This window comes from Saccharicrinis sp. GN24d3 (assembly GCF_052400645.1).
GTDB lineage: Bacteria > Bacteroidota > Bacteroidia > Bacteroidales > Marinilabiliaceae > Saccharicrinis.
The window spans coordinates 81,166-107,343 of record NZ_JBQTGI010000014.1; the positions used below are offsets into that span (position 1 = coordinate 81,166).

The following is a 26,178-nucleotide window of genomic DNA, read 5'->3' on the forward strand; positions in this document are numbered from 1 at the left end:
GGCCCAATCCCAGTCCAACACCATGTGACACGTAATCGTCAGGCCGTTTAACTTGTTCAAGCGCTTAAAAACTAATTGTTAATTTCATTACCGTTTGTTGTCTCTCAAAAACAACCAGCTGATACAAATTGCCTCTGTTTCTCTATTGACAAAGTCTTCTTCTCCATCGTAACTTGAAGCACAATTGCATATAAACTATCAAATTACACTATCATGAAAAATATTTTATTTGCTTTCGTGGTTTCGTTAAGCTTGATTGGCTGTCAGCTGAAAACAGAATCAGCAAATGAAACACCTCCAATTGCAGCCACCAAGCCTGTAACTGAAAACTACTTTGGAAAAGAAGTAACCGACCCATACAGATACATGGAGAATCTGGATGACTCTTCCGTTATAAATTGGTTTAAAACCCATTCGGAGTATTCCAGAAATATTCTTGATCAGATACCGGGCCGACAAGGGTTAATTGATAAAATGAAAGAGTTTGATCAAAGAAAAAGTAGCAGAATTTATAATGTGAATATCACTGAAGCCAACAAATACTTTTATTTAAAACAGACTCCAGATGATGAAACCGGTAAACTTTTTTACCGTGACGGATTAAAAGGGGACGAAGTTTTGCTTTTTGATCCAGCAACATACAAAGATGACACATTACATTACTCAATATCCAGCATATCCCCTTCCATTAAAAGTGACAAAGTATGTTTTGAAGTGGCTCCTAATGGTTCAGAAAGTTCAGAACTAATGATTATGAACGTCGAAACAAGAGAGCTTTACCCCGAAGTGATAGACCGGTGTTGGTTTTCAGCAGCCTCCTGGCTACCTGACGACGAACGCTTTATATATATACGGCTCAATTCAAGCGATATTCACCATATGGAACGGGAACTGAACAGTAAATCATTCATCCATACTGTTGGACAGTCACCGGAAAACGATATCGAATTTTTTTCAAGATCAAAAAACCCGGAACTTGATATTAAACCCGAAGAATTCCCTATCGTTTTTTATGACAGACACAACCATCTTCTTTTTGCTTTACTGGTAACTGTGGACAAAAAACTTAAGATATACATGGTTTCGGCTGATGAGATGGACAATGATACAGTCAATTGGAAACAAATTGTTACTCTGGACGACCAGGTTTACAATTTCGAAACCATCAAAGGACAAATCCATTATTACACCCCCAAAAATGCCCCAAACTTCAAACTATTAAAAGCTCCATTAGATAACCCATTGTTGTCAAACGCAAAAGTGTTTATTCCGGAAGATCAAGATGCCAAACTGGCCAATTTCACATCCACCTCTGATGGCTTATATTATATATTAACTTCCTACGGTGTGCAGGAAGAACTTTACTTTCTTGCCAACCATTCCCAGAAACCTGTTAAAATCGAATTACCTACTCTGGCAGGAAGGATAGGGCTACAAACTGTTGGCATTAACACCCCTGATGTTTGGGTTACCTTAAACGGTTGGACAACCGATTATCAAAGATATCGTTACCTGCCTAAAAAGAATAAATTTGAGATTGAGAACCTTTCAGACCAGGCAAGCTATCCTGAATATACAGACTTAATTATTGAAGAGTTAATGGTTCGCTCACATGATGGTGTTACCGTTCCTTTGTCAGTTATCTACAATAAAAACATTACAAAAGACGGCAATAACCCGGTTTTTCTTTTCGGTTATGGGGCTTATGGTTATTCAATAAATCCTTTTTTTAGCCCAAATTTTCTTTTATATACTACCAAAGGTGGAATTCTTGGCATACCTCATGTTAGGGGTGGCGGCGAATTGGGAGACAACTGGCATAAAGCCGGACATAAAACCACTAAACCCAATACCTGGAAAGATTTAATAGCATGTGCGGAATATCTGATTGATCAGCAGTTTACATCCCATAAAAAAATTTCTATCTATGGAGGTAGTGCCGGTGGGATACTGATTGGAAGGGCAATGACAGAAAGGCCTGACTTATTTGCAACTGCCATTGCTGAGGTAGGCTGTATGAACACAATGAGAGGTGAGTTTTCACCCAACGGACCTGTAAATATCCCGGAGTTTGGAACGGTAAAGGACTCAGTTGAATGTATGGCCTTATACGAAATGGATTCATACCATCATATTGTTGAAAATACAAAATATCCTGCGACCTTAATTACCGCTGGAATGAACGACCCAAGGGTAATTGCCTGGCAACCAGCTAAATTTGCAGCACGCCTGCAAGCAGTCAATAGCTCGGACAAACCTATTTTATTTTTAGTAGACTTTGAAGCCGGACATGGCATAGGCGACAGCAAATCCAAATATTTTAATTCTTTGGGTGATGTTCTTGGTTTCGCACTATGGCAATCAGACCACTCTGATTTTCAGCCTAATTAACGACAAAAAAAAGAACCCTAATCGAGTCCTTTATATTTTTGTTTTAGTTTGTTGAGTTCCCTCGCCAGGGTTTGTTCCCGTTCCAAAGCCCATTTTCTGTGCGCATCAAATTCTTCTTGTTTTTCGCCTAGCGTTTCCTTAGTTTTTATAGTAATTGTATTACTACGATTAAACAAAAAGATCATAATGAGTAAAGCAACGATTAAACTAAAAATGATAGTCCAAACCATTGTACCATAGACACCTTTTGTTAAAAGCATCCCAAGAAAACTAAAGCTATCTTTTTCTTTGGTGGCCAATTCCAGCTTTTCGTTAGTTTCCCTTAAGTTAGATTTTAATACATTCACTTCCTTTTGCTGATCCTGTACTTTATTTTCAAGTGAAACTATATTTTTTTGCAACGCTTTAACCGAATCTATGGCGTTCCCTTTCAACTTGTACAACCATGATGTTCTGACCACCTTAAATGCCTCAAAGGTATTTGATTTCTTTATGGCATAATCAAACTGACTTCCGATAGTTCCCCCTTCCAGTCCTGAATTACCACTCTCCTGTGCGTTTAAAGAAATGGGTTGGCCAATAAAAAATAATAATACGAATAGAGTTGATGTAATTAACTTTTTCACTGTAATAAAATTTAATTTGTTGTGTTGAATTTGATTCTAAATATAATGCAAAAAAAGAAAAATATAAACTTACTCATCCTTTAACGCCAAACAAATATAAATAAACTCCTCAATTGTCTGCATTTTTGGCAATATAAGTTTGCTGTTTTTCTTTGTAGAATCATTCTAATTAACGTTCGCTGGCTTTTTTTTTCTATATTCGTTTGCATATTTAACTTCCCCACCTTATTTTCGTACCGTTAGAAAGTAAGAAATGAAACAAAATCACCCGAAAGGAAGCGCAGAATATATCAATCGCTTAAATAAAATTAAGGTATTGAACCTGATCAGGGAGAGTGGTGAAATTTCACGTGCGGAAATCGTTAAACAAACTGGTTTAAGTGCGCCAACCATCACACGTATTGTTGATAGTTTAATTAATACGGAAAAACTGGCTGTTCAGGTAGGCATTGGTGAGTCAAAAGGCGGTCGTCCTCCTGTAATTGTTAAATTTAATGGTGCCGACAGCTATGTTATTGGCATAGACTGGGGGCGTACCCATATATATAGCGTTCTTTCTAACCTTAATGGCGACACCTTAGCTGAAGTAGATACGAGAACAGAAGCTAGCGATAGTTTTGAATCTGATTTAGAACGGGTAATTGATTTAATTGAACAGCTTTTTGATAAGTCTGGCATCGACAAAAGCAAATTGCACGGTATAGGTGTTGCTGCCGCTGGTTTTATCAACAAAAGAACAGATAATATCGAATATTCACCCAACTTTAAATGGAAAAACGTAGACATTAAGAAACCTTTGATGAAGCATTTCATGGTACCTATTATTGTGGATAACGTTTCTCGGGTGATGGCTCAAGGTGAATTGATGTATGGTATCGGTGATATGTGCAAGGATTTTATTTTCATTAATATCGGATACGGGATTGGTTCCGGATGTATTATGAACGGACAACCATTTTTTGGTTTTGACGGAATGGCAGGTGAAATTGGGCACAATAAAATTATTGGGGCTGCTCCTGTTGGTTTAAAATGCTCATGTGGCAAAATGGATTGTTTGGAATGCTATTCTTCGGGACGAGGCATTACAGAAATAGCCAACAGACAAAAAGAACTTTATCCTGACTCGTCATTAAATAAGTTAGAAAAAATTTCGACTGAGATAATAGCGGAAGAAGCCAAAAAAGGAGACCAGTTTGCATTGCACTTATTTAATCAGGCTGCCGACTATTTGGGACAGGCTATAGCATCTGCCGCTAATCTATTTAATCCCCATGCGATTGTGCTAGGTGGAAGGGTAATGAATTCGGGTGTTTTTTTTACAGAACGAATTAAAAGCGTGTTTAAAAGAGAAGTTATTCAACAACCCCGCAGAAATATTAAATTGTTGCAAAGTAAATTGGGCAATCAAGCTGCTGTTAAAGGGGCTACCTCTCTTATTTTACACGAAGTACTGAACTTTAGAGTATAATATATTAGTGATTGGTCAATACTTGATCATTTAAAAAAAACTTAATTTCTTAATGTTGAGAAGTTATTAAAATTTATAGCACATGTTAAAAGGAATATCACCACTTATTAGCCCGGAACTTTTAGAAGTATTAGCCCGCATGGGGCATGGCGACGAAATTATTTTGGCGGATGCACATTTTCCTGCAGAGTCTTTCAACGGAAGAGTATTAAGGGCTGACGGTTTAAGAATCCCCGATTTATTGGCAGCTATCTTACCTCTTTTCGAATTAGATTCTTATGTTCCGGCTCCACTAACCATGATGGCAGCTGTTGAAGGTGATGAGCTTGACCCTACTGTTGAAGAAGCTTATTTAAAAAGCGTCCATATCACCAATCCCGACGTAGCGCCCATTGAACGTATTGGTCGGTTTGATTTTTACGACAAGGCAAGAGGTGCATTTGCTGTGGTTATGACTGGTGAAACAGCCAAATACGGAAATATCCTATTGAAAAAAGGCGTTACACCAAGCATTTAATTTTAATCTCCTGTTAATTCTACAAATCTATTTTTATGAATAAAGCAACAGCAAAAGTGGTAGAAAAGAAATATCTGGTACCTTTTATAATTATCACTAGTTTATTTGCTCTTTGGGGTTTTGCCAACGATATAACCAACCCAATGGTAGCTGCCTTTAAAACCGTAATGGAGATATCGACAGCCAAAGCAGCATTGGTTCAATTTGCCTTTTATGGAGGATATGCAACCATGGCTATTCCTGCCGCATTATTTGTACAGAAATTTAGTTACAAAAAAGGGATTTTGTTGGGACTGGCCTTATACGCAACAGGTGCTTTATTATTTTGGCCTGCTGCACAATATGAGGTATTTGGATTTTTCCTGGTTTCTCTTTACATCTTGACGTTTGGACTTGCTTTCCTAGAAACAACAGCAAACCCATTTATTTTATCGCTCGGTGCAGAAGAAACTTCGACACGAAGATTAAACCTTGCCCAAGCTTTTAATCCGTTGGGGTCTTTACTTGGCATGTATGTAGCGTCAAGAGTTGTTTTAGCATCGCTTGCTTCAGATAAACATACTGATGCAGCTGGTAACCTAGTCGATTTCTCAACACTGGACGAAGCGACAAAGGCCATAGATAGAGCACATGACTTAATGATAATTCGTAACCCATACGTAATTTTAGGCTTAGTTGTTATCGTTATGTTTGTTGTTATTTTGGTAACGAAGATGCCGGATACGGGACACCAAAACCAAATTCATCCGTGGCAATCCATTAAGCGACTAGTTGCTAATAAGATTTATGGCCATGGTGTTATTGCTCAGATTGCCTATGTTGCTGCACAAATTATGTGTTGGACATTTATTATTCAGTATGCAGGACAATTAGGCATTGACAAAGCCACTGCGCAGATGTATAACATTGTTGCTATGGGAATTTTCTTAGGTAGCAGGTTTATTAGTACCATGATAATGAAGTATGTTAACTCACGCAAACTTCTTATGTTCTTCGCAATTGGAGCTATGATTTCGTTGGGTGGAGCTATTTTAATAAACGGTATGGCTGGTCTTTATTGCTTAGTTGCAACATCTGCATTTATGTCATTAATGTTCCCAACCATTTACGGCATAGCCTTAGAAGGTATTGGTCAAGATGCGACCCTTGGTGCAGCCGGATTAGTCATGGCTATTGTTGGTGGTGCTTTAATGCCTCCTATTCAAGGTACTATTATAGACATGGGAACTGTTTTTGGTCACCCTGCCGAAAATGTATCATTTATATTGCCATTTATCAGTTTTATAGTTATTGCCCACTTTGGCTATAGAGCTTATAAAGCTAATCAAGCATAGCCTCAATATAATCAGATTATTAATTTATTTATTGTATCACTTGTAGTTATATCGGCCATTTTTGAAATGGTATTTAAGACTACTTGAGAAATAAAATCGGCTCCTTTACAGGAGCCGATAAAAAACAGCAGTTGAACTGCAAACGAGATTAAAAAAATTTATTTACTTATTTTCTTAAAGTTAGAAAGATGAAAACAATGTTAGCAGCTTACCTTCCGGGTAACAGTACTGTAGAGATGAAAGAAATACCAGTTCCGACTCCAGGTCCAGGTCAGGTATTAGTAAAAACTAAAGCTTCTACTATTTGTGGATCTGATATCCGCGCTATCTACAGAGAACACCTTGGTAAAGGTCCTGAGGCATACCAAAACAAGGTAGCTGGTCACGAGCCATGTGGTCAGATTATAGAGTGTGGTTCTGACATGAAGCGTTTCAAAGAAGGTGACCGTGTAATTCTTTATCACATCTCTGGTTGTGGTGTTTGTAACGACTGCCGTCGCGGTTACATGATTTCTTGTACCAGCCCTCAGCGTGCAGCTTATGGATGGCAGCGTGACGGAGGTATGGCAGAATACATCTTAGCTGATGAAAAAGACTGTGTATTGTTACCTGATGAATTATCTTATGTTGATGGTGCTCAGGTTGCTTGCGGTTTCGGTACTGTTTACGAAGGAATTGAGAAGTGTGGTATCTCAGGTAAAGATGCTGTTCTAGTAGTAGGTTTAGGTCCTGTAGGATTGGCAACTTTGATGTTGGCAAAAGCTTTAGGTGCTAACAAATTAGTAGGTGTTGATACTGTACAAGAGCGTTGCGATATCGCTAAAGATTTAGGTTTAGCTGACTCTGTATATTTAGCTGGTCCTGATACCTTAGAGAAAGTATTGGCCGAAACTCACTCTGGCGAAGGTTTTGAAAGAGCTATCGACTGTTCCGGTAACACACACGGTCGTCAGTTGGCTATCCGCGCTACTCGTAAGTGGGGCGACATGGTTATGATTGGTGAAGGTGGTACTGTTGAGTTCAACCCATCTCCAGACATTATCCACGACCAAATTACAATTCATGGTTCTTGGGTAACTTCTTCTTCAAGAATGGAAGAGCTAGTTGAGTTATTAGTTCGTTGGAACATTCACCCGGAAGATTTAGTACAGCACCGTTTCGAGCTTAAAGATGCTGACAAAGCATACGACCTAATGGACGGCGGTAAGTGTGGTAAAGTAGCCGTTGTATACGACGAAGAGATTAAGTAATAAGTCATCAGTCGGCAGTACCTCAGATAATAGATTAGAGATAAGAGATTATAGACCCAATAGCACTTAGTGAGCTATTCAACTTAAGTGCAGGTTCTGTTTATTTATATCATAATCCAGTATCTAACTTTACATTTAGATAAAAGTCAACAGTCTTCAGTAGGCAGTAGTTGACTGAAGACTGAGAACTGCCGATTGCAAACTGAAAAACATGAGAACAGTAAAAGTAGAACAACTGTCGTTGGAAGCCTTTAAACCATTCGGAACGTTTGCCAACTTAATTAATCCTTCGGATGAAAAGCTAGGTGCACCCCCGGTTGAGTTTTTCCGCGACCAGTTACAATTAGATGTGCGCGGTGATGTTCCTTTCAGCTATTCTTGCTGCAGGGTAGAAAAGCGTGAGCTTATCATCGACATACTTGAATATCATTCGGCATGTGCAGAGGTGAATATTCCCCTTGATAACGACATTTTGTTGCAAGTAGGGCCGGCCACTGCCAGTGAAGACGATATTCCACTAGACAAAATACGTGTTTTTTACATTCCTAAAGGCACCGTATTTACCATTAAACCTGGGGTATGGCACTGGGGTCCGTTTACACCTAACGACCAACCTGCCAACATCCTTGTCAACCTTCCGGAAAGAACGTATGCCAACGATTGCATAGTAAAAAACTTAAAGGAAGAAGATTATATTAAAATTGAACTTTAATCAGATAAGAGATAAGAGATAAGAGATAAGAGACCTTGAATTTTATCTATTATCTAATGTCCATTATCTAAATATCTTTAAAAAGATGTCAGATATTTCAAAAGAATACACAGCTATCAACCCGGCTGACGTACCTGCAAAAGTACTTCGCTCAGGTGATAAGCTTCCAACTGTGGGGTTGGGAACATTTGGCTCAGACCGTTTTACACACGAAGAAGTGGCTGATGCTGTAAGAAACGCTATCCGTTTAGGTTACCGTCATATCGACTGTGCCGCAGTATACGGAAACGAGAAGCAAATTGGTCAGGCTATCAAAGACGTGATTGCGGAAGGAGTTTGTACTCGCCAAGAGCTCTTCATCACCGGAAAAGTTTGGAACGACCGTCACCGGGAAGTAGAAAAAGCTTGTCAGGAGTCACTGGATGATCTTCAGTTAGATTATTTAGATATGTACTTAATCCACTGGCCATTCCCTAATTACCATGCACCTGGTTGTGATGGTGATGCCCGTAACCCTGATTCTAAGCCGTTCTCTGTAGACGAGTTTATGGATACCTGGAAACAATGTGAGGCTTTGGTTGAGGCCGGTAAGGTACGTAACATTGGTACTTCCAACATGACTATCGCCAAATTTGAGAAGACCCTTCCTTTAATGAAGATTCTTCCTGCGGTTAACGAAATGGAGATGCACCCTTGTTTCCAACAGCAAGAATTGTTTGATTACTGTATGAGTAAGCAGATCCAGCCAATCGGATTTATGCCAATTGGTTCTCCTACCCGCCCTGAGCGTGATATAGCAGAAGGGGATGCTGTGGATATTCAAACTCCAGAGATTCAGGCTATCGCTAAGGCTCGTGGCGTACACCCGGCTGTAATCTGCATTAAGTGGGCTATCAAGAACGGACAGGTAACTATTCCTTTCTCAGTGCACCCAATGGAGTACTTGAGCAACCTACAATCTTCATTTACTGATCCTTTGACCGACGAAGAATTTGCTTCAATTAAGAATTGTGAGTGTGGTTCGCGTTTGGTAAAAGGTCAGGTATTCCTTTGGGAAGGTGCCAAGCACTGGAAAGACCTTTGGGACGAAGATGGGGTAATCGCTCAATAACAGATTTGTGAAAAACACGCTTTTAAGATAAATAGGGCCATCTCTTTTGAACACGGGGATGGTCTTTTATTTTTTTTGTCATATAGATTACAAATACTGCGTTACGCTGGTCAGAAAAATACGCATTTACACCTATTAAACTGCGTTTCTTCAGTCTTCCACAGCCTTGTATTTGAATCCTTCTTATCAAAAAACTTGCATACCTTTTCAATTCAACACAAACCCATATGTTATGGCCTTTGAATTAGTTCCTTTTCTATCTTTTGCCCTACCTACATCCTTTTCGCCGGGTCCCAATAATATTTCGAGCATGGCTTTTAGCATGAGCAGGGGTTATGCTAAAACAATGCCTTACATATTAGGTATTTTCACAGGTACTTTGGTAATGATGATGGTATGTGCCGGACTATCATATGGTTTGGCCTCAATAGTTCCCAAGTTAACTCTATACCTCAAATATATTGGAGCAGCTTATATCCTATACCTAGCTTATAAAACGTTAAAGCTCAACATAACAAGCGAAGCAAAAGAAGGAGTTCAGGCCCGATTTTATGATGGTGCAATTCTTCAATTGGTCAACCCCAAAGCCATTTTCTATGGCATGACTGTTTACTCTACTTTCTTTCGTGTGTTTATCGAGAACAAATTACAATTGGTTTTATCTGCTCTGGGAATTGCCTTGTTTACCTTATTGGTAGTTTCAGTTTGGGCATTGTTTGGAGCCGTGATCAACAACTATCTTAAAAACCTTCTGGTCAAACGAATTTTCACCGTCATTATGTCCGGTGGTTTAGTTTATGCTGCTGTGGACATTCTGTTGAAATAACAAATTGTTTTCTCGCAGAGATTCGCAGATTTTTAACCTCTACTTCAATGCGCAGCTTAGTTGCACCTTCGGCAAGCTATACATTATTTTTTTGCTTAAACGATGTATTTATTCAGTTTCACTTTTTGAGAAATCAGGTATAATTTTAATGCCGCTCCTTTTCATAAGTTCACTTGCATTAAAATCATTGCATATACCTGGATGAAGTTCATAGCTGAAATTCATTGTGTTATCCTTAATCTCGCTATTAAAACTATAATTTGCCACCAACTTTTTATTCCCCGATAGTTTTGCAAGTTCAATATCGTGTGTTGCAATAATTCCTGATGTAAGGAGCTTACTTATTTGGTTGATCAATGAAAACCCTCCTTTATGCCTATCTTCCGAGTTTGTTCCCTTAAACATCTCATCCAACAGAAAAAATACATTGTGGCTACTTTCAATCAATTTCAGCATTTTTTCTGTCCTATCCAATTCTGCGTAAAAAGAAGAAACCCCTTCCTTCAAATTATCCTGGGTTCTCATACTGGTATGTAATTTCAGATTCGAAACCTGCCCGTAAACTGCACAACAGGGTGCACCTGCTAATGCCAACACCAGGTTTACGCCAACGGTTCTTAAAAAAGTGCTTTTCCCTCCCATATTAGAACCGGTAATCATAACAATATCACCATGCCCCTTTGAGTGAAAATTGTTACAAACACGTTTGTCTGAATTTATTAGTGGATGTCCTAACGACTCAAAATATACGTAGTTGCTCTTTTCTGTTATCTCAGGAAATGTATAGGATGGGTTTGAATAGCAAAAACCGGCCAGACTATTTATACCCTCAAATTCACTTACTACTTTGGACCATGGTTTTAAAAATGCTTTATTCTTTGATTTCCATTTCTCAACTCCAATAATCAAGTAAATATCTATTAGTAGCAAACCGTTTAGTATAGAATAAAAATGATTTCCATTTAATGGATCCTTTTTTACTCTTCTTTGATGCGAGAAATCCAATATTCTGCATAACTTATTAATTTCATTGTATGCCGAATATTTTCCTTTTATTAGTATTGATTGCAATTCGTACAATTTTTTTGACCTGAAACTTTCATTTTCAATTTTACTAATAAGTGTTCGATAAGCTCTTAAAGTACTAATATTCCCTGTTGCGGTTTTAACGATCCTCTCCGCAAAGGGATTTATTTTTCTTAATATTAAGTAATTAACAAATATAACAGCAATACAGGAAAGTAAATAAACATACCCGTTTGGTGAAGTGATATTAATCGTGAAATAATATAAGCTAAGGAATAATAGCACCGGAAGAATTATTGCCACGGCTAAATATATTCTTCGATATTTTAATAGAACGACAGGTTCTTCTACCCAATCTAACAATTTAAAATAATCGCTCTTTTTATTTTGAAAGTGCATTCCTGAAGCCTGAAAATCTTGCCTCCAATCCAATTTCTGTGATAATTCTTTTATGGCTTTTTGCCTGTTATGTATTTCATCATTAGCTGCAGGTTCAGAAAGCCATTCTGATAAGCGCATCGTGCCTGACTCTGTAGTCGCTCTGTTAACCAACTGAAACACGGAGTGTTGCCCAAAAATATCTAAATCAGATGTGTATGGGTGATTTTGATGGATAAACTTATCTCCGGTATCAAACTTTTCCAGCTTACAATTTCCTCTTAATATCTCGGATTCATTAATGCTTTTCAGAAATGAAGTGTGCTTTCTCAAAAAAGCTATTTTGTTATGGCGCTTTAAAACAAACGCAAAACATAATATTGAAATAGGCAAAACAATAAAAACGGGAGCTATTAAATTGTTACTGAACAAGTATATAAGAATGCCACCTGAAATTACAAAAACAAGTAGCCTAAGTAGAGATATTTTATTCAATATCTTCCTTAACCTTAATGTTTCGGCATTGTACTTTTTTATATTTTCTTGGTAGATTTCCATTAATTATTAATGATGTAAAATACAATAGCGAATCTTCATTGCATAGCATATGCAAGTAACACTTTATTGGTGAATTTATATTTAGCTATTGTTCTTTCTTTTCGCTTTTAATTCCTTAAAATTCTTTTTATGGGAAAAATCGTAAGCAGTTCTTAATAATTCCTTCTTGAATGGCATTTCATAAAAGTGTAAACAATGTCCCTTTAGCGCTCCCTCCTAACGTACGGCCTGTAACACTAAATGCATGAAAATTGACCCATGCCAACTTTCTATTTATAAAACAAATCAACGATCTGTCGCTGGTTGCCGAAGCCACAAAACTTTCAAAACGAGCTGGACTTCATATGCTTTATTGCGGTCTGGCAGCAATTATTATTATCAATAGTATTTATCAATTCCACCAAACCCTGTAATTAGCTTATTCTCTTTTGTCTTTTTAATGAAGTTATTCAAACGTTTATCAAATTCATCCGGTCTTTTTCTTGCACTGTCAATGTATGCAATTCTGATTCGTTTATAGGGCTCTGAGAAGTTTTGATAATTCTCCCAAACATCCGTATCCGATTTTAACCTCTTTGTTATGTCTCCCGGAAAAACGAATTCTTGTTGAATTATTTTTAAAACCTCGTTCTTAATTGCGTTGTGAATCAAATTGTTCTCAAAGAGCCATTTCAATCGTTCAATGTTTGGCTGTGAGAAAGTGGAGTTTTTTCTTCTCTTACAAAACCTTTGAATAGTAGTAAATTCGTTCAGTGATTTAACTGTACTGTCAATCCACCCGAAACATAGCGCTTCTTCGACGGCATCATTATACAAGATTCGTTTTTTACCCGTCTTCTTTAATGGATACTCCAACCAAACATCATCCTTAGTCTCAAAATTTGTTTCGAGCCACTTTCTCCATTCTTTTCTGTCAATAAAATATTTAGTAACTATTTTATTCATTTTTAATTGTTGGCGGTTCGTTTTTATTCTATCAGGTCATAGTGTTGAATTACAATCCCACTATCACACGTAATTGACTTCCGTAACTTAAGTTGTTGCCAATTATCTAGTTGGTTAAAAATAGGTACACCCTGCCCTAATGCAACGGGGTTGACAAATAAATGAAATTCGTCTATTAAGTTTTCTTTGACCAAAGCAGAGACAAATGAACTACCTCCGTAAACAATAATATCTTTACCGTTTTCATTGTTTAATTTCTTTACTTCGTTCACCAGATTTCCTTTTGCAAGTACCGTATTTCCCCACTCAGATTTTTCAAGGGTTTTCGTAAAAACGATTTTCTTTTGACGTGCTTTGATTTTTGATAATTCATACATCGGGTCGTTTTGTTTTGTCGACGTCTCAAGCCAATATGGAATATAGTCAACCGCTAATTTTCTACCTATTATTTCAGTATCGGCAGAGTCCGCTAATTCCAAGACATATTGTTTGATTTCATCCCATGCCCACGTCACCCATTGTTGCTCGTCATTTGGACCTGTTGAATTAAATCCATCCAAGGAAACTTGCATTTGTAATTTTAATTTTCTCATGAAATGAATTTTTTCTTCTAATGAACGCTAACTCTTCAGTAATCCCAGATCATATGCCTTTATATTTACTTTGGACGATTTTGCTATACTTAGTGTGGAGTTTCGAAGAACTTCTTTCACCAAATTATCACATAGCCAAATGTACGTTGTGAAATTTTACCTTAAACTTAATAAATTTTCGGGATGAAAATTTGGCGCACACAAACACCCTACAAACACCCAAAACATTGCTGCCTCTTCATTAGGCATAGCTTTTGTTGGGCTATTTTAATTTAATTTGAAGCTCTTAAGAATTTCCTCGCCAGTTTCCTTATATGAGTCAAACATATGATTTTCACAAGTTAAAGTCAAAACATAGGCTTTCTTATTTTTTACCCAATAGTATTGTTCAAATTTAAGCTTGTAAATATCTTGGTCTCCCGTATAAATTACCTTTTGAAAATAATTTTGTCCGTCATTAAGTCGTTCACTACTTATAAGTTTTCCATTTTTAACCATAGTTTTAATCTGTCCTTCAGATATTTCTACATACTTGTCCAAATCAATATTATATGCTGAAAGATCCTGTATTAGCAAATTAATATTTTCTCTAAACATATCTTCCCCTGACAGAATAGGACTAAACAATATAAAACTTGCTCCATGTAGTCCTGACTCATCTAGATCCCAATCAAAGGGGTAATTAACTGAATACTTATCCTTTTCGAGTGTTTTTATTCCAGGTTCTTTTTGTCCATGAGTATTGATATTCAATATTAGGATGAGAAATGCAAACAAATATAATTTCAAAATTTGTCTCATAAATAGTATTTTATCTTAAAGAAATTAGTTAAAAAGTTTCGTAAAACAGTACAATCTCATCTGCTTCGCACAAAATTAAACCAACGGTTAGTGCATGGTGTCGTGTAGGATTTCGAAGTGATTTCCTATCAGTTTACACCTTGCTTTTTTACGTGCCGAAACGCTCGCAAACCACTGAAAACCAAAAACACTATACACATTGTTGTGTTTTAGTGTCTTATTCTAATTCTTTTATTCCTAATTCTTTCAAATATTTATATGTGTTATCATAAAATTCATTTGGTCTTGTTTTATCTGAGTCACAGCCTTCTGGTATAAAAATGACCATACCTTGACGCGCCCTTGTAAGCAAAACTCTGTATGTATTTTTTAAATAACTTTTATCAATCTCTTTGTTAATATTTTGCCACTTAGTTCCTTTGAAACTTTGATATTTCCAGGCCGTACTATTTAAATGAAAATTTGCACCCCAAGCGACACAAGCCCAATCAATTTCAAGTCCCTGAATATCAAACTCAGTTGCAATATCTTCCATGAAATATGAAGACCGAATATCTTCGTCATTATTTAAAAACCAATTTGCAGCTTCAATTTCATTTTTCACATCAATTCCATGTGGTCTTAATCGGCGGGCACCAGATGAAGCAATAAGACCAACCCGTTCTGTTCCTTTTGCTTTGTTCTTAATCCACTTTTTAGCGAGTTCTAAATTTCGAGTTAAAACAATAGGGTAATCAGATTTTAATTCATTGTATAGTCTATTTGCAGAATCCTTTTTCAAATCCAACAACTCGTGTATAAACTCAGAAAGTTTCTCCGAACGGAATGACCTAACAGAAACAGCTAAATGTAAATCCGTTTGAATATTTGCATTAGTTGTTAACCAGACTTTAAGTTCAGTTTGTTTTAAATAATTTTTGTTTTCAGTTATTAAATTCGAATAATGTATTTCCCATTCAGAATAATGTTCTTTTAATGCTACAATCCATTCTTCTAATCCTGCTTCTCCGGTATTAATTTCTTGACCACCTCCAATCAAACAAATTATTGTACACCAATCCTTATGTCGGTTCATTACATCAATTAGGAATTCAGGTTCAGACATGTTAAAATCCTCAATTCCTTTCTTTCTTTTCATAAAAGAACTTGCTTGCTGCATTGTCCATGCTCGTTGAGCTTCGTCAAACACAACTACTTTTTCAATAGGGGCTTTTTCTGATAATAGATTGTCGTCTCTGAAATGATGAATATTCTGGATAAAAGCATTTGCTTTAATTGCAGCTTGTTTCTTTGTCATATTTTCTCCGGATTCCTTTGCCGTTTGGACTTCGTCTCTCGTTAATGCTTCTCTTAATACATCGACTAAAGGTCCATTCCCAGATAGAAAAACAGCATGTTCATTTTCGTCCGCATTCATTCGTTCATTAGCAATATTCAATCCAGCAAGCGTTTTACCAGCACCTGGAACACCAGTAACAAAACAAATGGATTTTGATTTTGAGTTTTTTGAATGTTCAACAATTTCATTTATACAATTCGCAGTTTTTGATAGGTTTATTGCGCCCGAATCTGACCGGGTAATTTCTTTTACATTATGACCTTTATACAGAGCTTGAGCGGCTTCAACAATAGTCGGAGTAGGTTTGTAAATAGAGTTTTCCCAATCATCAACGTCAATTAGTTTGTTATTTCCATTTAGGAAAGACTTTATTACTTCTTGCAGGTTATTCTTATTGGATTTTGCAGCTGAATTATAATTAATAATTTCTTGTAATTCATTGCTCGTGATTTCTGCATTTGTTGCAACAAGAATTGGAATTAGTTTTACAAAATGACTTCCTTCATGAAAATTCTTTAGGTCAATTGTATAATCAAGAACTTGTTCGATCGCATATTTTTCGTATCCACCGTCACCAACTTTAAATTCTATGATAAATGCAGTATCCTTTACGATTACAATATTATCAACCCGCTTTCCCATTCTTGGGATTGCGAATTCAAAATAGATTTGTCCTTGCAATCCATTTAATTGGTCTTTAAGAATTTCAATTTGCTTTTTCCAGGCATTAGTTTGCAACTCATCTAAGCTTCTGTTGCTATGATTCATGCTCAATTCTCCAATTATACTGGAAACTGAGTCATTTAAAAATATGTCTATTTTATTTGAGTAATATGCTCTTTTCATTTCGTTTTCTTCTGTGACACTCGGTTTCTAGGCATTTTACTTTGAACTTTCAGGCTATGAATCGTTGGCTTGTGTCGTGCCTGCGGCAAGCTTATGCTTTATGAGTCATTTGTTAGCGGTTTGTTGTTTCTTTCATCCATTTTCTTATTATCTTTCCTTCAGAGTCAAAGGACTTATATTCTACACTATCAACACATTCTGCAATCCAAATATAAACACAGCTATCCCAATTTTTCCATTTTGATTTACAAATAAATCGAGGATGATTATCTTCAAAATAAAAGTCAAACTTGAATTGGTTAACATACCAATCATTGGTATTGTAATGATACACTGTGCCAATTAGTTTATCATCATAAAAGACATCGAAATTAGGACCACCATAAGTGTCTTTAATATTATTCAGGTATTTCCCTTTTTCAAATACAGTTTCTCCTAAAATTTGAATTGTCACTTTATCTAGCTCAATTCCACCAGTTGAATTTACTAATATTGAATTACCTGCAAACACTTTGTTTATGACTTGTATTATGTCTGAGTCAGATGTACTAAATAAGCCAAGTCTTGTTAAAGTCACACTTAACAGGCAAGTCAAAACAACTAGCAATATGTAAATTCTTTTTCTGCTCACTTTGATACGTTAAGCAACTGATTACTTGCGACCTTTACCTATTATATACTCCCGTTGTTTCATCTTTTAAACTCTTAATTTCAAGGCGATAATCAACAATTCGGCATTTATAAGGGCTAATTATGGCAACTGGAGTCTTTCCATTCATTATTGTGTCGTTCAATATTTCGTTTTCGGTAAATTCAATCCAATCACCTAGTGAATATCCATCCAAGTGTTTCCATTGATTGTTTTCAATTTTTCTACAACTAGAAAATATGAAAATTGTCAATAGTATTTTAAATATATTTCTCATTAGCTTCATCTCAATAACCCCAACGCTTCAGTAATCCCATATCATATGCCTTTATATCTACTTTGAATATAGGCATGGTTTTTACCAATTATTAAATAAACCAAGTGCTTATATAATTGTGCAGATGGCATCACTTTACACATCTAAAATAAAGATTATTTTAAACGAAATATCATTTAAAGCTTTATTTCTTATCTGCACGTATTCCACTTAGCAGGAGTGCTCCTGACAATATTTATTGCTTCAATAACATGCTATATGAAAGTAACTAACGCGGGGCACAATTCTAGTTTGCACCCCGATTTGTAGAGAATATTTCCGATAATCTGAGCTTTGCAAATATTAAAATCTTAGAATTGTACTTCTGCTATAAGGAATTAAGCACCTTCAATACTTCCTCACTATCAGCGGCAGCATTTACTTGGGTAGACTTATATACAATTTTTCCTTTTTTATCGATTACAAAAGTCCACCTTGCGGTGGTTAAATTACGGGTTAAATCAAACTGAACACCTTCAAACTCCCTTTGTATTGTTTTTTCCCCTTGCTTTATGGGCACTCCAAAACTTTGGGCAATGGCTCCGTCAATATCCGATAATAAGGAAAAATTTAACTGGTTTGCTTTTTTAAATAATTCCAGATTTTCAACCTCATCTCCACTGATACCAATTACAATAGCATCAGCTGTATTTAAGTTTTCTTCGTCATCGCGGTAAGCACAAGCTTGCTTTGTACATCCCCCGGTCATAGCAGCCGGATAAAAATAAACCACTATATTTTTTTTGCCAATATATTTTTTTGATTTCCAGACTTTACCGTTGTCTGCTTTGGCTGAGAAAACAGGTGCTTTGTCACCTATATTCAGTTCTTTGTTTTGAGCACCGATACCACAAAAAACAAAAAACGATACAATTGCAATTACTAGTTTTTTCATGTTTGTTTATTTCGTCATCGTTTAAATTCAGAAACTATAACAAAATATACGTTCAGATGTTTATTATACCGACGTGTTAATGATATTAGCTTTAGGCAGCGGGATTATACTTTGATCAAATTGACTACTTACGAGAAAAACATATTCATGGCATATTCCATTTCAAAGTCGGGATGGTTGGCCAGTTCTACAAGTTGTGATTTTTGAATGACCGCGCGTGTATACTCTTCGTATTTTGTACTGATAGTGTTTAACACGGCTCCCGTGCCGGATGTGTTCCCTACCGTAATCACCTTACCTGAAAATTCATGGGGGAACAGACCAATTTTTACGGCACTCTCCGGGTTCAGGTAGTTTCCAAAACCACCTGCTAAAAAGATAGCATCTAGTTTATCGAAGTTAACACCTGCCTCCTGAAGCAATATTTTTATGCCCGTAAAAAAAGCACTCTTGGCAAGTTGAATTTCCCTGATATCCTGCGGGGTAATTACTATTTCTTCTCCGTTTCCCGAATCCTCTTTAGGAACCAGAACATAATTATCGGTTAAAGTACCATCAGAAGAAACGATTCCTTTTTCAAGTAAATAGGCCATAATATCCAACAAGCCCGAGCCACAAATCCCAATTGGTTTTTCATCGGAAATAGTCTGGTAACCATTCTTATTATAAACCGAAATGGCTCCATCAAAAGCTGCCATCCCACATTGTATATTGGCTCCTTCCAAGGCAGGACCTGCTGCAGTGGCACAACAATATATTTTTTCGGGTGTTACTACCGCCATCTCCCCGTTGGTACCAATATCTATAAACAGGTAAGTTTTAATTTCTTTTTTAGGATGAAGTGATGCTAAACCCGAAACTATATCGCCTCCCACATAAGCAGAGATAGAAGGCATAAGATGCACCAAACATTCGTTATGGACATGGATACCCAATTCCCCACTTTTTATAAACCGGGCATCTAAAAACGAAGCTTTAAATGGCGCTAAAGCCAACGACATGGGATTTACTCCTGCCAGAAAGTGTAACATGGTAGTATTAGCCGAAACGGATACCTTAACGATATGTTCGTTTAAAATTCCATCTTGCGTAACAAAATCACTAATTTGTTTGTTAATAGCATTGACAAGCTCGTGCTGCAATACTTCAACCTTTTCCTGATCGGTGCAATAGGATATTCGGGTAATTACATCGGCTCCGTATTTTACCTGGGGATTGCTTACCCCAACGCTTCTTATGATATTACCCGTTATCAAACTTATCCAATAAAAAACCATACTGGTGGTACCTATATCAATGCTTAAGCCAATGGGATAGTCCGATTGTTGGGCCAAGCCGTTAACCTGAAGCGGAAGATGCAGGGTGTATTGGTTTTGATGGGTGAGTATTTTAGCCTCTCTATCGTTCGGCAGGATCACTTCTATATCCGAGTCAGGATGATGGGTACACGAATTTACAAGCCCAACACCTTTTATCTTGACTTTACATTTGCCACAGGTCCCGTTTCCACCGCAAGGTGCCGGTATATCAAGGTTTTGTTTTTGCAACAATTGCAGCAAAGATTCCCCTTTTTCGAATTCTGATTTTAAGAGCCGCTTGTTCTGATGGATCGTAATGGTTGGCATAACTTAATGTTGGGCTGTATTTCTATACAGACAATTGACACTGCTGCAGGCATGACAAACATGCTTATGGAATTTCACATTTTCTCCTATTCCGATGATACCACTTACCGATTTTACAGGATGCATTAAGCAAGAGTCACTTAATCTCACATTACAAAACTGATCCGGAAAGAAAGAGAACAAGCTCTTTTGTTCGCTTACATCCCATGCGCAGTATCCCGGACTATAACGATTTGTTATTTTTAGACCCATGTGAGCCATTTCCATCCGTAAAGCCTCTTGCACTTTATCCATTGCTTTTTCCACAATCACAGATCCCAAAACATCCAATAAATATCCTTCTACCAGTTCGCCTTTTGAACTTAACGCTCTCGAACGTTCTGTTATCTCCTCCCCCGCCGTGCAAACAAAAACGGCAAGCTGAGTCGAATTTTTATAGTGGCGGCTGACATCTTTTCCTGTTTTAAATTCAATATTCTCAACTAACAAGCCTTCTCCATTAACGCTACCATTTTTAATAATATAACCTCCTTCCACCGAAGCAATAAACTTTAACCCGTTTATTTCGTGTTTCAGGAAACAACTGTAAGAAGGCATATCTTCGCCCATATGTGCCAGTTCTTCAATATCTTCTATGGAGATATTTAATTCTTCCAGTTGGAATGAAAAACGTTTTGCAGATTCTATTTTCACGGTACGTTAAGCTTTGATTTAAACCTATTTTTTATTTAAGGTTAAATTTACAAATTCTTTAATTTATTCGGTGTTGGCGAAGGTTATCCCGGCATAAAACCATTTTTATGAGCGGACTCTACCCCAACAGCAAACATTTCTTTATTCTTTTGGTTACTCTTGCCAATCACATCTTAAGTATTTCAGACGCTGTTTCTAGGCGTGCAATAATCAGCAATGATATATTTTCAGCGATAGAAAATGCAATTTTACCTGGAAATACACTTCCTTCTACGGTTGTATCTCTCTGCTTTTTTGATGTTTCCCTATCAGATGCAATAAACTTTAGGTGTCCCACAATAAGACCTTTATCTTCAGTCTTTTAAGAGATATTTTCCATTAAAGACACCATTGCTGACCTCCATAACGGAAACCCCATAAACGTTTTGAAAATTGGCTGCCGATTTGATAGCTCACTGATCATTTGTGATTTCACCTGCTTTCGTCCCTTCTTACGTCAACTTAACCGCTGCTCCTGGTAAGGAGGTTGCTTTGCCGCTTCAACAAAAACCATTCAATAAATATATCTTCACCTTTGCTCCCTAATTATTTTTTCAACTAATTACTTTACAAATAGCTTAAATGTCCTTCTTAATTTCCCTATTGATAATCCATTTCCAAAAGCAATTAATTCTGAAGGCCCGGTATAATTTTTCAACTCTTTTAATTCAATCTTATTGAAAACACAATGAACTGACATCACTCTACCATCTACTAAATTAAGATATCCTTTAATTCTTGGGCATTCGTGCTTTAATTCATTCAGGAAATCTATCAGATTCTCCTCACTTATTTTATCATGGGTTCTGAGTACACAAGCCACCATATCGGGCCTACCTTCCGATACCCTTCCCTGATACCTTTCTGCTGCCACCCCTTTTTGCACATGCTCCTTTGAGAAGGAAGACCAATCAATTTTGGCATAAGTGGTAGAAACAACCTCGGCAAAGGGATTCAATACCCTAAGGGATTGTATTATTTCATTTAAATCACCCTCATAAAGATCTGTTTTATTGATGATGATATGATCTGCAACCATCACCTGATGTTTAAACCGCTGCACTATACCCAAACCTTTAAAATAATTGGGTGCATCCACCAGGCAAATATTCTTATCAAGGGTTACAGTACCTTTTAACGCATCCGTCTGTAACAGCTCAACTACACTAATTGGGTCGGCCAAACCCGATGCTTCCAGAAAAATAATCTCTGGTTGATAATCATCGATTAGTTTTTGCATATTCTGCACAAAATTGCTCAGTTGGCAAACGCAAAACACCGAACCGTTGTTTATCTCCACCAATTTAAAATCGTCACTGATTTTTTGCAGTTCTTTACCGTCGATTCCCGTAGGTGCAAATTCGTTTTGAATAACAGCAATACGATTCTGTTTAGACAACTCGTTTAGCAAATTGCCAAGTAAAGTGGTTTTCCCGCTGCCTAAGAACCCAGTAATTAAGTTAAACCGACATAGCCGATGCAGATTGTTCATACTCATTAAAACATACCTTAACCCTAGCATTTAAGCCGGGATATTAAACCGATATTAACGAAGGCTTTAACTATGACCGAAAAAGACAATCATGGCTAAAGCCGATTTATATATCTATATATACCCCACCTTAAAAGGTGGGGTTCTTAAATTGATTTATCCCCATTCCTGCGACTGCTGCGGACTAATTCCCCCGGCCTCAACGCTGAAGGAAGAGCCGATTCCCGTTTATATTAATTTTTTCGTGCCAGGTATCCGTCTATCTTAGCCTGAATATCGCTAATTGGGGGAATCTGGGAAATAAAATCGATATTGCCGTCCATTACAATGGTAGGCAAGTTTTTAACACCTAACGAAGCCATCATCTGGACGCCTTCCATTTCTTTGATGCGGTGTTCTTTATACACGACTTTATCACCGTACTTCTCTGAAGCACGAGCTACAGCATCTACCATATACTGGCAAGGCGCACATGAAGAAGAATCTAATGTAATAATATCGATGATAACTTTTTTCTTATCCCAGTGGTTTGACAAATCTAATAACTCAATATTGTCCGTCGCGGCCTCTGAAGCACGCAACTCACCCTGAAGTACTTCATCGTGAATCAACTCCGAAACTGCTATTAAATTTTCTTTTGGAGTAGCCATCGCTAAGTCACAACCCGGCGCAAGGATAAATCCTTTTTTACCACCAATATCCATACACTCCAATGCATCTCTTCGGGAAGCATCCTCATCGCCCATTAGCAATACTACCGTAAGCTTTATGTTTCCGCCAAACGATACCTTGTATTTCAATGCCATGTCTCTAACATAATCCAACGGAATATTCTCATCGATGGAGATATTGTCTGGTTTTGTTTTACACATCTCCTCGATGTTTTGTTGTGCATTTCCGCAAACAAAGAACGAGCTTAAGGCATCAGCTTCACGGATAAAGTCGTTAATTTCGGTAATATAAGGCGTGACGAAAGTTTCGAAGCTCATTGGGTCAATCTGGCTGGTCATTGGATCGACAATGGCGATCACATCGGCTCCGGCCTCAATATAGTTACCCGCCATCATTTTCGCCACATCCGTCGCAAAACGCATCAATTTATGGGTTGCATCCGGATCCATCATCATTTGCATAAAGATGTCGGTACCCAACAGGTGAAGCGCTAAGGTAAATGGGCCGGTTATCAACCCATATAAAGCAACATCCGGATGTTGTTCCCTTAGTTTGCGTGTTGCATCCATCACCGTAGGAATACGACCTGCACAAGGACAAGGAACTTTCATCTCCTCCAGTTTTGCTCCTTCCATCAATGGATGAGAAACCACTGCCGGAGGATTGTCATCTGCCCAAGCTAACTTACAACCTAATGCCTCCGCTTCTATTTGCAAATCGAAAGCTACTGGTATTCCATCCGGTTTGTATGTTTCAATAGCCTTATTAACCCCTTCTACAATCTTATCTGTTGACTGCAAGTATTCTGTTGCTGTTAACCCCAATAAATTTCCGGCGTGTGCGCCTACAAAAGGAACCCAAGGAATTCTTTCGACTTCCTCAAGTTTCATGGCCTTTTTAATTAATTCTAATCCCTTCATTTTATAGTTTATTTGTCACTGGTCACTAGTCATCAGTTTATAATTAAAACAAGGACAAATGACTCATTTTCAATGACTAAAATTTACGATGCTAATGCGTTTAAAAACTCTACTACTCCCTGGGGATCCGGGTTGTAACTATCGGCCCCAATTTTATCACAGAAATCCTGATTTACAGGTGCTCCACCAATACATACTTTAAAATCTGTATTTCTTTCCTTGATCGCTGCCACAATTTTTCCCATGTTACTCATTGTGGTAGTTAATAGGGCAGATAAACCGATTACACTTCCCGGGTATTGCTCTGCTGTTTCAATAAACTTCTCGGCTTTAACATCTGTTCCCAAGTCAATCACCTCATAACCGTTACCTTCAACCATCATAGCCACAAGGTTTTTTCCTATATCGTGCAAGTCACCCTCAACAGTTCCAATAATGAACGTTCCTTTACGCTCTGCTTCGCCCGACTGGAAAAATGGCTTTAAGTGATCCAAAGCAGCACTCATGGCTTTAGCACTCATTAATACCTGAGGCACAAACACTTTGTTTTCACGGAACTTAACACCCACTTTTTCCATACCGATCATCAGACCTTTCATTAAGATATCATTTGCGGATACCCCGTCGTCTAATAATTGTTTAGCAATTTCATCCGCTCCATCCTGATCCTTCATGTTAGGAGGGTATGGAGATACTTTGTTGATTTTTCCGAATTCAACACAATTCGCTAGTCTTTCTAATAATTCATTCATGGCACTTAGATTTTATTCTTATTTTCTTTAACAATTTTAAGTCAACGCTATGATTTATTGTATAGTAGCAAAATTACAAGCTTTCACTCTAATATTTTAGAGCTATACTGACAACTATTTAGCTATATTTGCATCAATTCGAATTCAAGTATAAATAACATCGTTATGTTTCTCTGATTATTAGTTCTGGTTGAATGACAACCTGTTGATTTTTTACATTTTTGTTACAGATCAACTCACTAATACTCTCTGCCATTTTCTCATATTTGCAATCCACCACCGTTAAGGCAGGATTAAAGAGTTTCGTAAGTTCTGTATTTCCATACGAAACTATAGATACGTCATCCGGAATAGACATTCCCCAACTTTTTATTCTGCCAATCAAACGGATCGCTATCGAATCCTGAACCGACAACACGCCTGTTATACAATTTTCCTTAAAATAGTCCTTGGTTAATTCATCAATATCAGCACAATAAAACAACTTCCTATGGCTGTATTTTAAATCCAATATCATTTCAAAAGTCTCTTTCATCAGGTTGAAAACCATATTACGACCTTGCCAGTTTTCATGGCGTAATAACAAATAATTACCATCCTGTTTTTGTGCTAAATAATCTACGGCTCTTTTTACCCCTAAATCGTAACTTTGGATGGCATACTTAAAATAAGATCCTGACATGGTATAATCGGCCAAAACAATTTTTGTACTACCTGCACTCAATCTGCGGTAAAATTCCCCAGTTAATGACTCATCATAATTCGGAACCACGATAATGGCCTCATATCCTTTTTGGATCAACTGCCCAATAGTCCTCATTTCCTCATCCGGATTGTTGTAATGAAGAAAATACTCCATTTTTCGCCCGGCCGCGTTAGCTTTTATAAGCAGTTCCGAAATCAACTGCTCGTTGTTGTTGGAATAAAAAGGAATAACTACCCCCCACACCTTTATCTGTTCTGTTACATTATGCACAAAGGTGCCTCGTCCCACTTGCGACACCACCAATTTTTCCTCTATCAGTGCTTTAATTACACGTTTGGCTGTCTCTCTGGAAACCTGATGACGACTTATCATTTTATTAATAGAGTCTATTTTAGATCCAGGTTTTAATTCCTGAGTTACAATCTTATTTCTATAAAAGTCGATTAGCTTTTTATAGATAGGTACGTGTCCTTCAAACTTTAACATAGTACTATTTCAAACGATAAAAATATATCTCGAAGTTAATAAAACATCACATACCATCACACTTAATCACATATGATCACACTCACGTATATACCTAATAATTAACCCATAAGCTAACACCCGAACTAAATACCCCCTTAATTTTACATATATTAAGCATGTTCATTAACGCTATTTAAACACGTTCTAAAAAAGGCAGGTAACAAATAGAC

General features: G+C 37.2%; 22 protein-coding genes. 8 read left to right on the plus strand and 14 right to left on the minus strand.

Features of this window, described 5'->3' with window-relative positions:
• The first annotated feature begins 213 nt into the window (after positions 1 to 213).
• Positions 214 to 2,391: a prolyl oligopeptidase family serine peptidase gene (locus ACT29I_RS16925; protein ID WP_444793980.1), complete on the plus strand. Its 2,178-nt coding sequence runs from the start codon at positions 214 to 216 to the stop codon at positions 2,389 to 2,391.
• Positions 2,392 to 2,408: 17 nt separating this feature from the next.
• On the opposite strand, the gene ACT29I_RS16930 is transcribed toward ACT29I_RS16925, so the two are convergent.
• The gene (locus tag ACT29I_RS16930; protein WP_444793981.1) at positions 2,409 to 3,017 is read right to left on the minus strand and encodes a tRNA (guanine-N1)-methyltransferase; all 609 of its coding nucleotides are present in this window, start codon (positions 3,015 to 3,017) and stop codon (positions 2,409 to 2,411) included.
• A gap of 253 nt (positions 3,018 to 3,270) precedes the next feature.
• Here ACT29I_RS16930 and ACT29I_RS16935 point away from each other — a divergent pair, with 253 nt between their 5' ends.
• The 7 genes from ACT29I_RS16935 to ACT29I_RS16965 all read left to right on the plus strand — a co-directional run bounded on the left by ACT29I_RS16935 (position 3,271) and on the right by ACT29I_RS16965 (position 10,235).
• Positions 3,271 to 4,485: an ROK family transcriptional regulator gene (locus ACT29I_RS16935; RefSeq protein ID WP_430936438.1), complete on the plus strand. Its 1,215-nt coding sequence runs from the start codon at positions 3,271 to 3,273 to the stop codon at positions 4,483 to 4,485.
• Positions 4,486 to 4,567: 82 nt separating this feature from the next.
• Positions 4,568 to 5,002 carry an L-fucose mutarotase gene (fucU, locus tag ACT29I_RS16940; protein ID WP_430936440.1) on the plus strand — a complete coding sequence of 145 codons (435 nt, stop codon included), beginning with the start codon at positions 4,568 to 4,570 and terminating at the stop codon, positions 5,000 to 5,002.
• Positions 5,003 to 5,037: 35 nt separating this feature from the next.
• On the plus strand, positions 5,038 to 6,336 hold the full coding sequence (gene fucP / locus ACT29I_RS16945; RefSeq protein ID WP_444793982.1) for an L-fucose:H+ symporter permease: 1,299 nt from the start codon (positions 5,038 to 5,040) through the stop codon (positions 6,334 to 6,336).
• A 188-nt stretch (positions 6,337 to 6,524) separates the two neighbouring features.
• Entirely contained in the window at positions 6,525 to 7,586 is a 1,062-nt protein-coding gene (locus ACT29I_RS16950; protein WP_444793983.1) for a zinc-dependent alcohol dehydrogenase family protein, read from the plus strand.
• 211 nt (positions 7,587 to 7,797) lie between these two features.
• Positions 7,798 to 8,298, plus strand: a complete 501-nt coding sequence (locus tag ACT29I_RS16955) for a DUF4867 family protein (protein WP_430936446.1) — start codon at positions 7,798 to 7,800, stop codon at positions 8,296 to 8,298.
• Between the two features lie 85 nt (positions 8,299 to 8,383).
• Complete coding sequence (locus ACT29I_RS16960) at positions 8,384 to 9,409, plus strand: aldo/keto reductase family protein (RefSeq protein ID WP_430936448.1); 1,026 nt, start codon at positions 8,384 to 8,386, stop codon at positions 9,407 to 9,409.
• A gap of 232 nt (positions 9,410 to 9,641) precedes the next feature.
• Entirely contained in the window at positions 9,642 to 10,235 is a 594-nt protein-coding gene (locus ACT29I_RS16965) for a LysE family translocator (RefSeq protein ID WP_430936450.1), read from the plus strand.
• 108 nt (positions 10,236 to 10,343) lie between these two features.
• Here the strand turns inward: ACT29I_RS16965 and ACT29I_RS16970 are convergent, their stop codons facing one another.
• From ACT29I_RS16970 to ACT29I_RS17030, 13 genes are all read right to left on the minus strand, one after another.
• The gene (locus tag ACT29I_RS16970; RefSeq protein ID WP_444793984.1) at positions 10,344 to 11,972 is read right to left on the minus strand and encodes a MutS-related protein; all 1,629 of its coding nucleotides are present in this window, start codon (positions 11,970 to 11,972) and stop codon (positions 10,344 to 10,346) included.
• 603 nt (positions 11,973 to 12,575) lie between these two features.
• Positions 12,576 to 13,142, minus strand: a complete 567-nt coding sequence (locus ACT29I_RS16975; RefSeq protein WP_430937015.1) for a YdeI/OmpD-associated family protein — start codon at positions 13,140 to 13,142, stop codon at positions 12,576 to 12,578.
• 23 nt (positions 13,143 to 13,165) lie between these two features.
• On the minus strand, positions 13,166 to 13,735 hold the full coding sequence (locus ACT29I_RS16980) for a dihydrofolate reductase family protein (protein WP_430937017.1): 570 nt from the start codon (positions 13,733 to 13,735) through the stop codon (positions 13,166 to 13,168).
• Positions 13,736 to 14,002: 267 nt separating this feature from the next.
• Entirely contained in the window at positions 14,003 to 14,536 is a 534-nt protein-coding gene (locus ACT29I_RS16985; protein ID WP_430937019.1) for a PsbP-related protein, read from the minus strand.
• 217 nt (positions 14,537 to 14,753) lie between these two features.
• The gene (locus ACT29I_RS16990; protein ID WP_430937021.1) at positions 14,754 to 16,721 is read right to left on the minus strand and encodes a DUF2075 domain-containing protein; all 1,968 of its coding nucleotides are present in this window, start codon (positions 16,719 to 16,721) and stop codon (positions 14,754 to 14,756) included.
• Between the two features lie 112 nt (positions 16,722 to 16,833).
• The gene (locus ACT29I_RS16995; protein ID WP_430937023.1) at positions 16,834 to 17,352 is read right to left on the minus strand and encodes a hypothetical protein; all 519 of its coding nucleotides are present in this window, start codon (positions 17,350 to 17,352) and stop codon (positions 16,834 to 16,836) included.
• 662 nt (positions 17,353 to 18,014) lie between these two features.
• Complete coding sequence (locus ACT29I_RS17000) at positions 18,015 to 18,581, minus strand: peroxiredoxin (protein WP_430937025.1); 567 nt, start codon at positions 18,579 to 18,581, stop codon at positions 18,015 to 18,017.
• A 128-nt stretch (positions 18,582 to 18,709) separates the two neighbouring features.
• On the minus strand, positions 18,710 to 20,206 hold the full coding sequence (locus ACT29I_RS17005; RefSeq protein ID WP_430937027.1) for an ASKHA domain-containing protein: 1,497 nt from the start codon (positions 20,204 to 20,206) through the stop codon (positions 18,710 to 18,712).
• A 3-nt stretch (positions 20,207 to 20,209) separates the two neighbouring features.
• The gene (locus tag ACT29I_RS17010) at positions 20,210 to 20,899 is read right to left on the minus strand and encodes a vitamin B12 dependent-methionine synthase activation domain-containing protein (RefSeq protein WP_430937029.1); all 690 of its coding nucleotides are present in this window, start codon (positions 20,897 to 20,899) and stop codon (positions 20,210 to 20,212) included.
• 601 nt (positions 20,900 to 21,500) lie between these two features.
• Entirely contained in the window at positions 21,501 to 22,460 is a 960-nt protein-coding gene (locus ACT29I_RS17015) for a CobW family GTP-binding protein (protein ID WP_444793985.1), read from the minus strand.
• A gap of 203 nt (positions 22,461 to 22,663) precedes the next feature.
• Complete coding sequence (locus ACT29I_RS17020; protein WP_444793986.1) at positions 22,664 to 24,022, minus strand: uroporphyrinogen decarboxylase family protein; 1,359 nt, start codon at positions 24,020 to 24,022, stop codon at positions 22,664 to 22,666.
• Between the two features lie 83 nt (positions 24,023 to 24,105).
• On the minus strand, positions 24,106 to 24,774 hold the full coding sequence (locus ACT29I_RS17025) for a cobalamin B12-binding domain-containing protein (RefSeq protein ID WP_430937035.1): 669 nt from the start codon (positions 24,772 to 24,774) through the stop codon (positions 24,106 to 24,108).
• Between the two features lie 163 nt (positions 24,775 to 24,937).
• Positions 24,938 to 25,966, minus strand: a complete 1,029-nt coding sequence (locus ACT29I_RS17030; RefSeq protein ID WP_444793987.1) for a substrate-binding domain-containing protein — start codon at positions 25,964 to 25,966, stop codon at positions 24,938 to 24,940.
• Positions 25,967 to 26,178: the final 212 nt, after the last annotated feature.

Excerpts from the sequence above, each read along its gene's own strand:
- ACT29I_RS16965 (WP_430936450.1), top strand. The coding sequence starts at position 9,642 with ATGGCCTTTGAATTAGTTCCTTTTCTATCTTTTGCCCTACCTACATCC.
- fucU (WP_430936440.1), top strand. The coding sequence starts at position 4,568 with ATGTTAAAAGGAATATCACCACTTATTAGCCCGGAACTTTTAGAAGTA.
- ACT29I_RS16925 (WP_444793980.1), top strand. The coding sequence starts at position 214 with ATGAAAAATATTTTATTTGCTTTCGTGGTTTCGTTAAGCTTGATTGGC.
- ACT29I_RS17000 (WP_430937025.1), bottom strand. The coding sequence starts at position 18,581 with ATGAAAAAACTAGTAATTGCAATTGTATCGTTTTTTGTTTTTTGTGGT.
- ACT29I_RS16980 (WP_430937017.1), bottom strand. The coding sequence starts at position 13,735 with ATGAGAAAATTAAAATTACAAATGCAAGTTTCCTTGGATGGATTTAAT.
- ACT29I_RS16935 (WP_430936438.1), top strand. The coding sequence starts at position 3,271 with ATGAAACAAAATCACCCGAAAGGAAGCGCAGAATATATCAATCGCTTA.
- ACT29I_RS16975 (WP_430937015.1), bottom strand. The coding sequence starts at position 13,142 with ATGAATAAAATAGTTACTAAATATTTTATTGACAGAAAAGAATGGAGA.
- ACT29I_RS16955 (WP_430936446.1), top strand. The coding sequence starts at position 7,798 with ATGAGAACAGTAAAAGTAGAACAACTGTCGTTGGAAGCCTTTAAACCA.
- ACT29I_RS17030 (WP_444793987.1), bottom strand. The coding sequence starts at position 25,966 with ATGTTAAAGTTTGAAGGACACGTACCTATCTATAAAAAGCTAATCGAC.
- ACT29I_RS16950 (WP_444793983.1), top strand. The coding sequence starts at position 6,525 with ATGAAAACAATGTTAGCAGCTTACCTTCCGGGTAACAGTACTGTAGAG.
- ACT29I_RS16990 (WP_430937021.1), bottom strand. The coding sequence starts at position 16,721 with ATGAAAAGAGCATATTACTCAAATAAAATAGACATATTTTTAAATGAC.
- ACT29I_RS17005 (WP_430937027.1), bottom strand. The coding sequence starts at position 20,206 with ATGCCAACCATTACGATCCATCAGAACAAGCGGCTCTTAAAATCAGAA.
- fucP (WP_444793982.1), top strand. The coding sequence starts at position 5,038 with ATGAATAAAGCAACAGCAAAAGTGGTAGAAAAGAAATATCTGGTACCT.
- ACT29I_RS17015 (WP_444793985.1), bottom strand. The coding sequence starts at position 22,460 with ATGCTAGGGTTAAGGTATGTTTTAATGAGTATGAACAATCTGCATCGG.
- ACT29I_RS16985 (WP_430937019.1), bottom strand. The coding sequence starts at position 14,536 with ATGAGACAAATTTTGAAATTATATTTGTTTGCATTTCTCATCCTAATA.
- ACT29I_RS17020 (WP_444793986.1), bottom strand. The coding sequence starts at position 24,022 with ATGAAGGGATTAGAATTAATTAAAAAGGCCATGAAACTTGAGGAAGTC.
- ACT29I_RS16960 (WP_430936448.1), top strand. The coding sequence starts at position 8,384 with ATGTCAGATATTTCAAAAGAATACACAGCTATCAACCCGGCTGACGTA.
- ACT29I_RS17025 (WP_430937035.1), bottom strand. The coding sequence starts at position 24,774 with ATGAATGAATTATTAGAAAGACTAGCGAATTGTGTTGAATTCGGAAAA.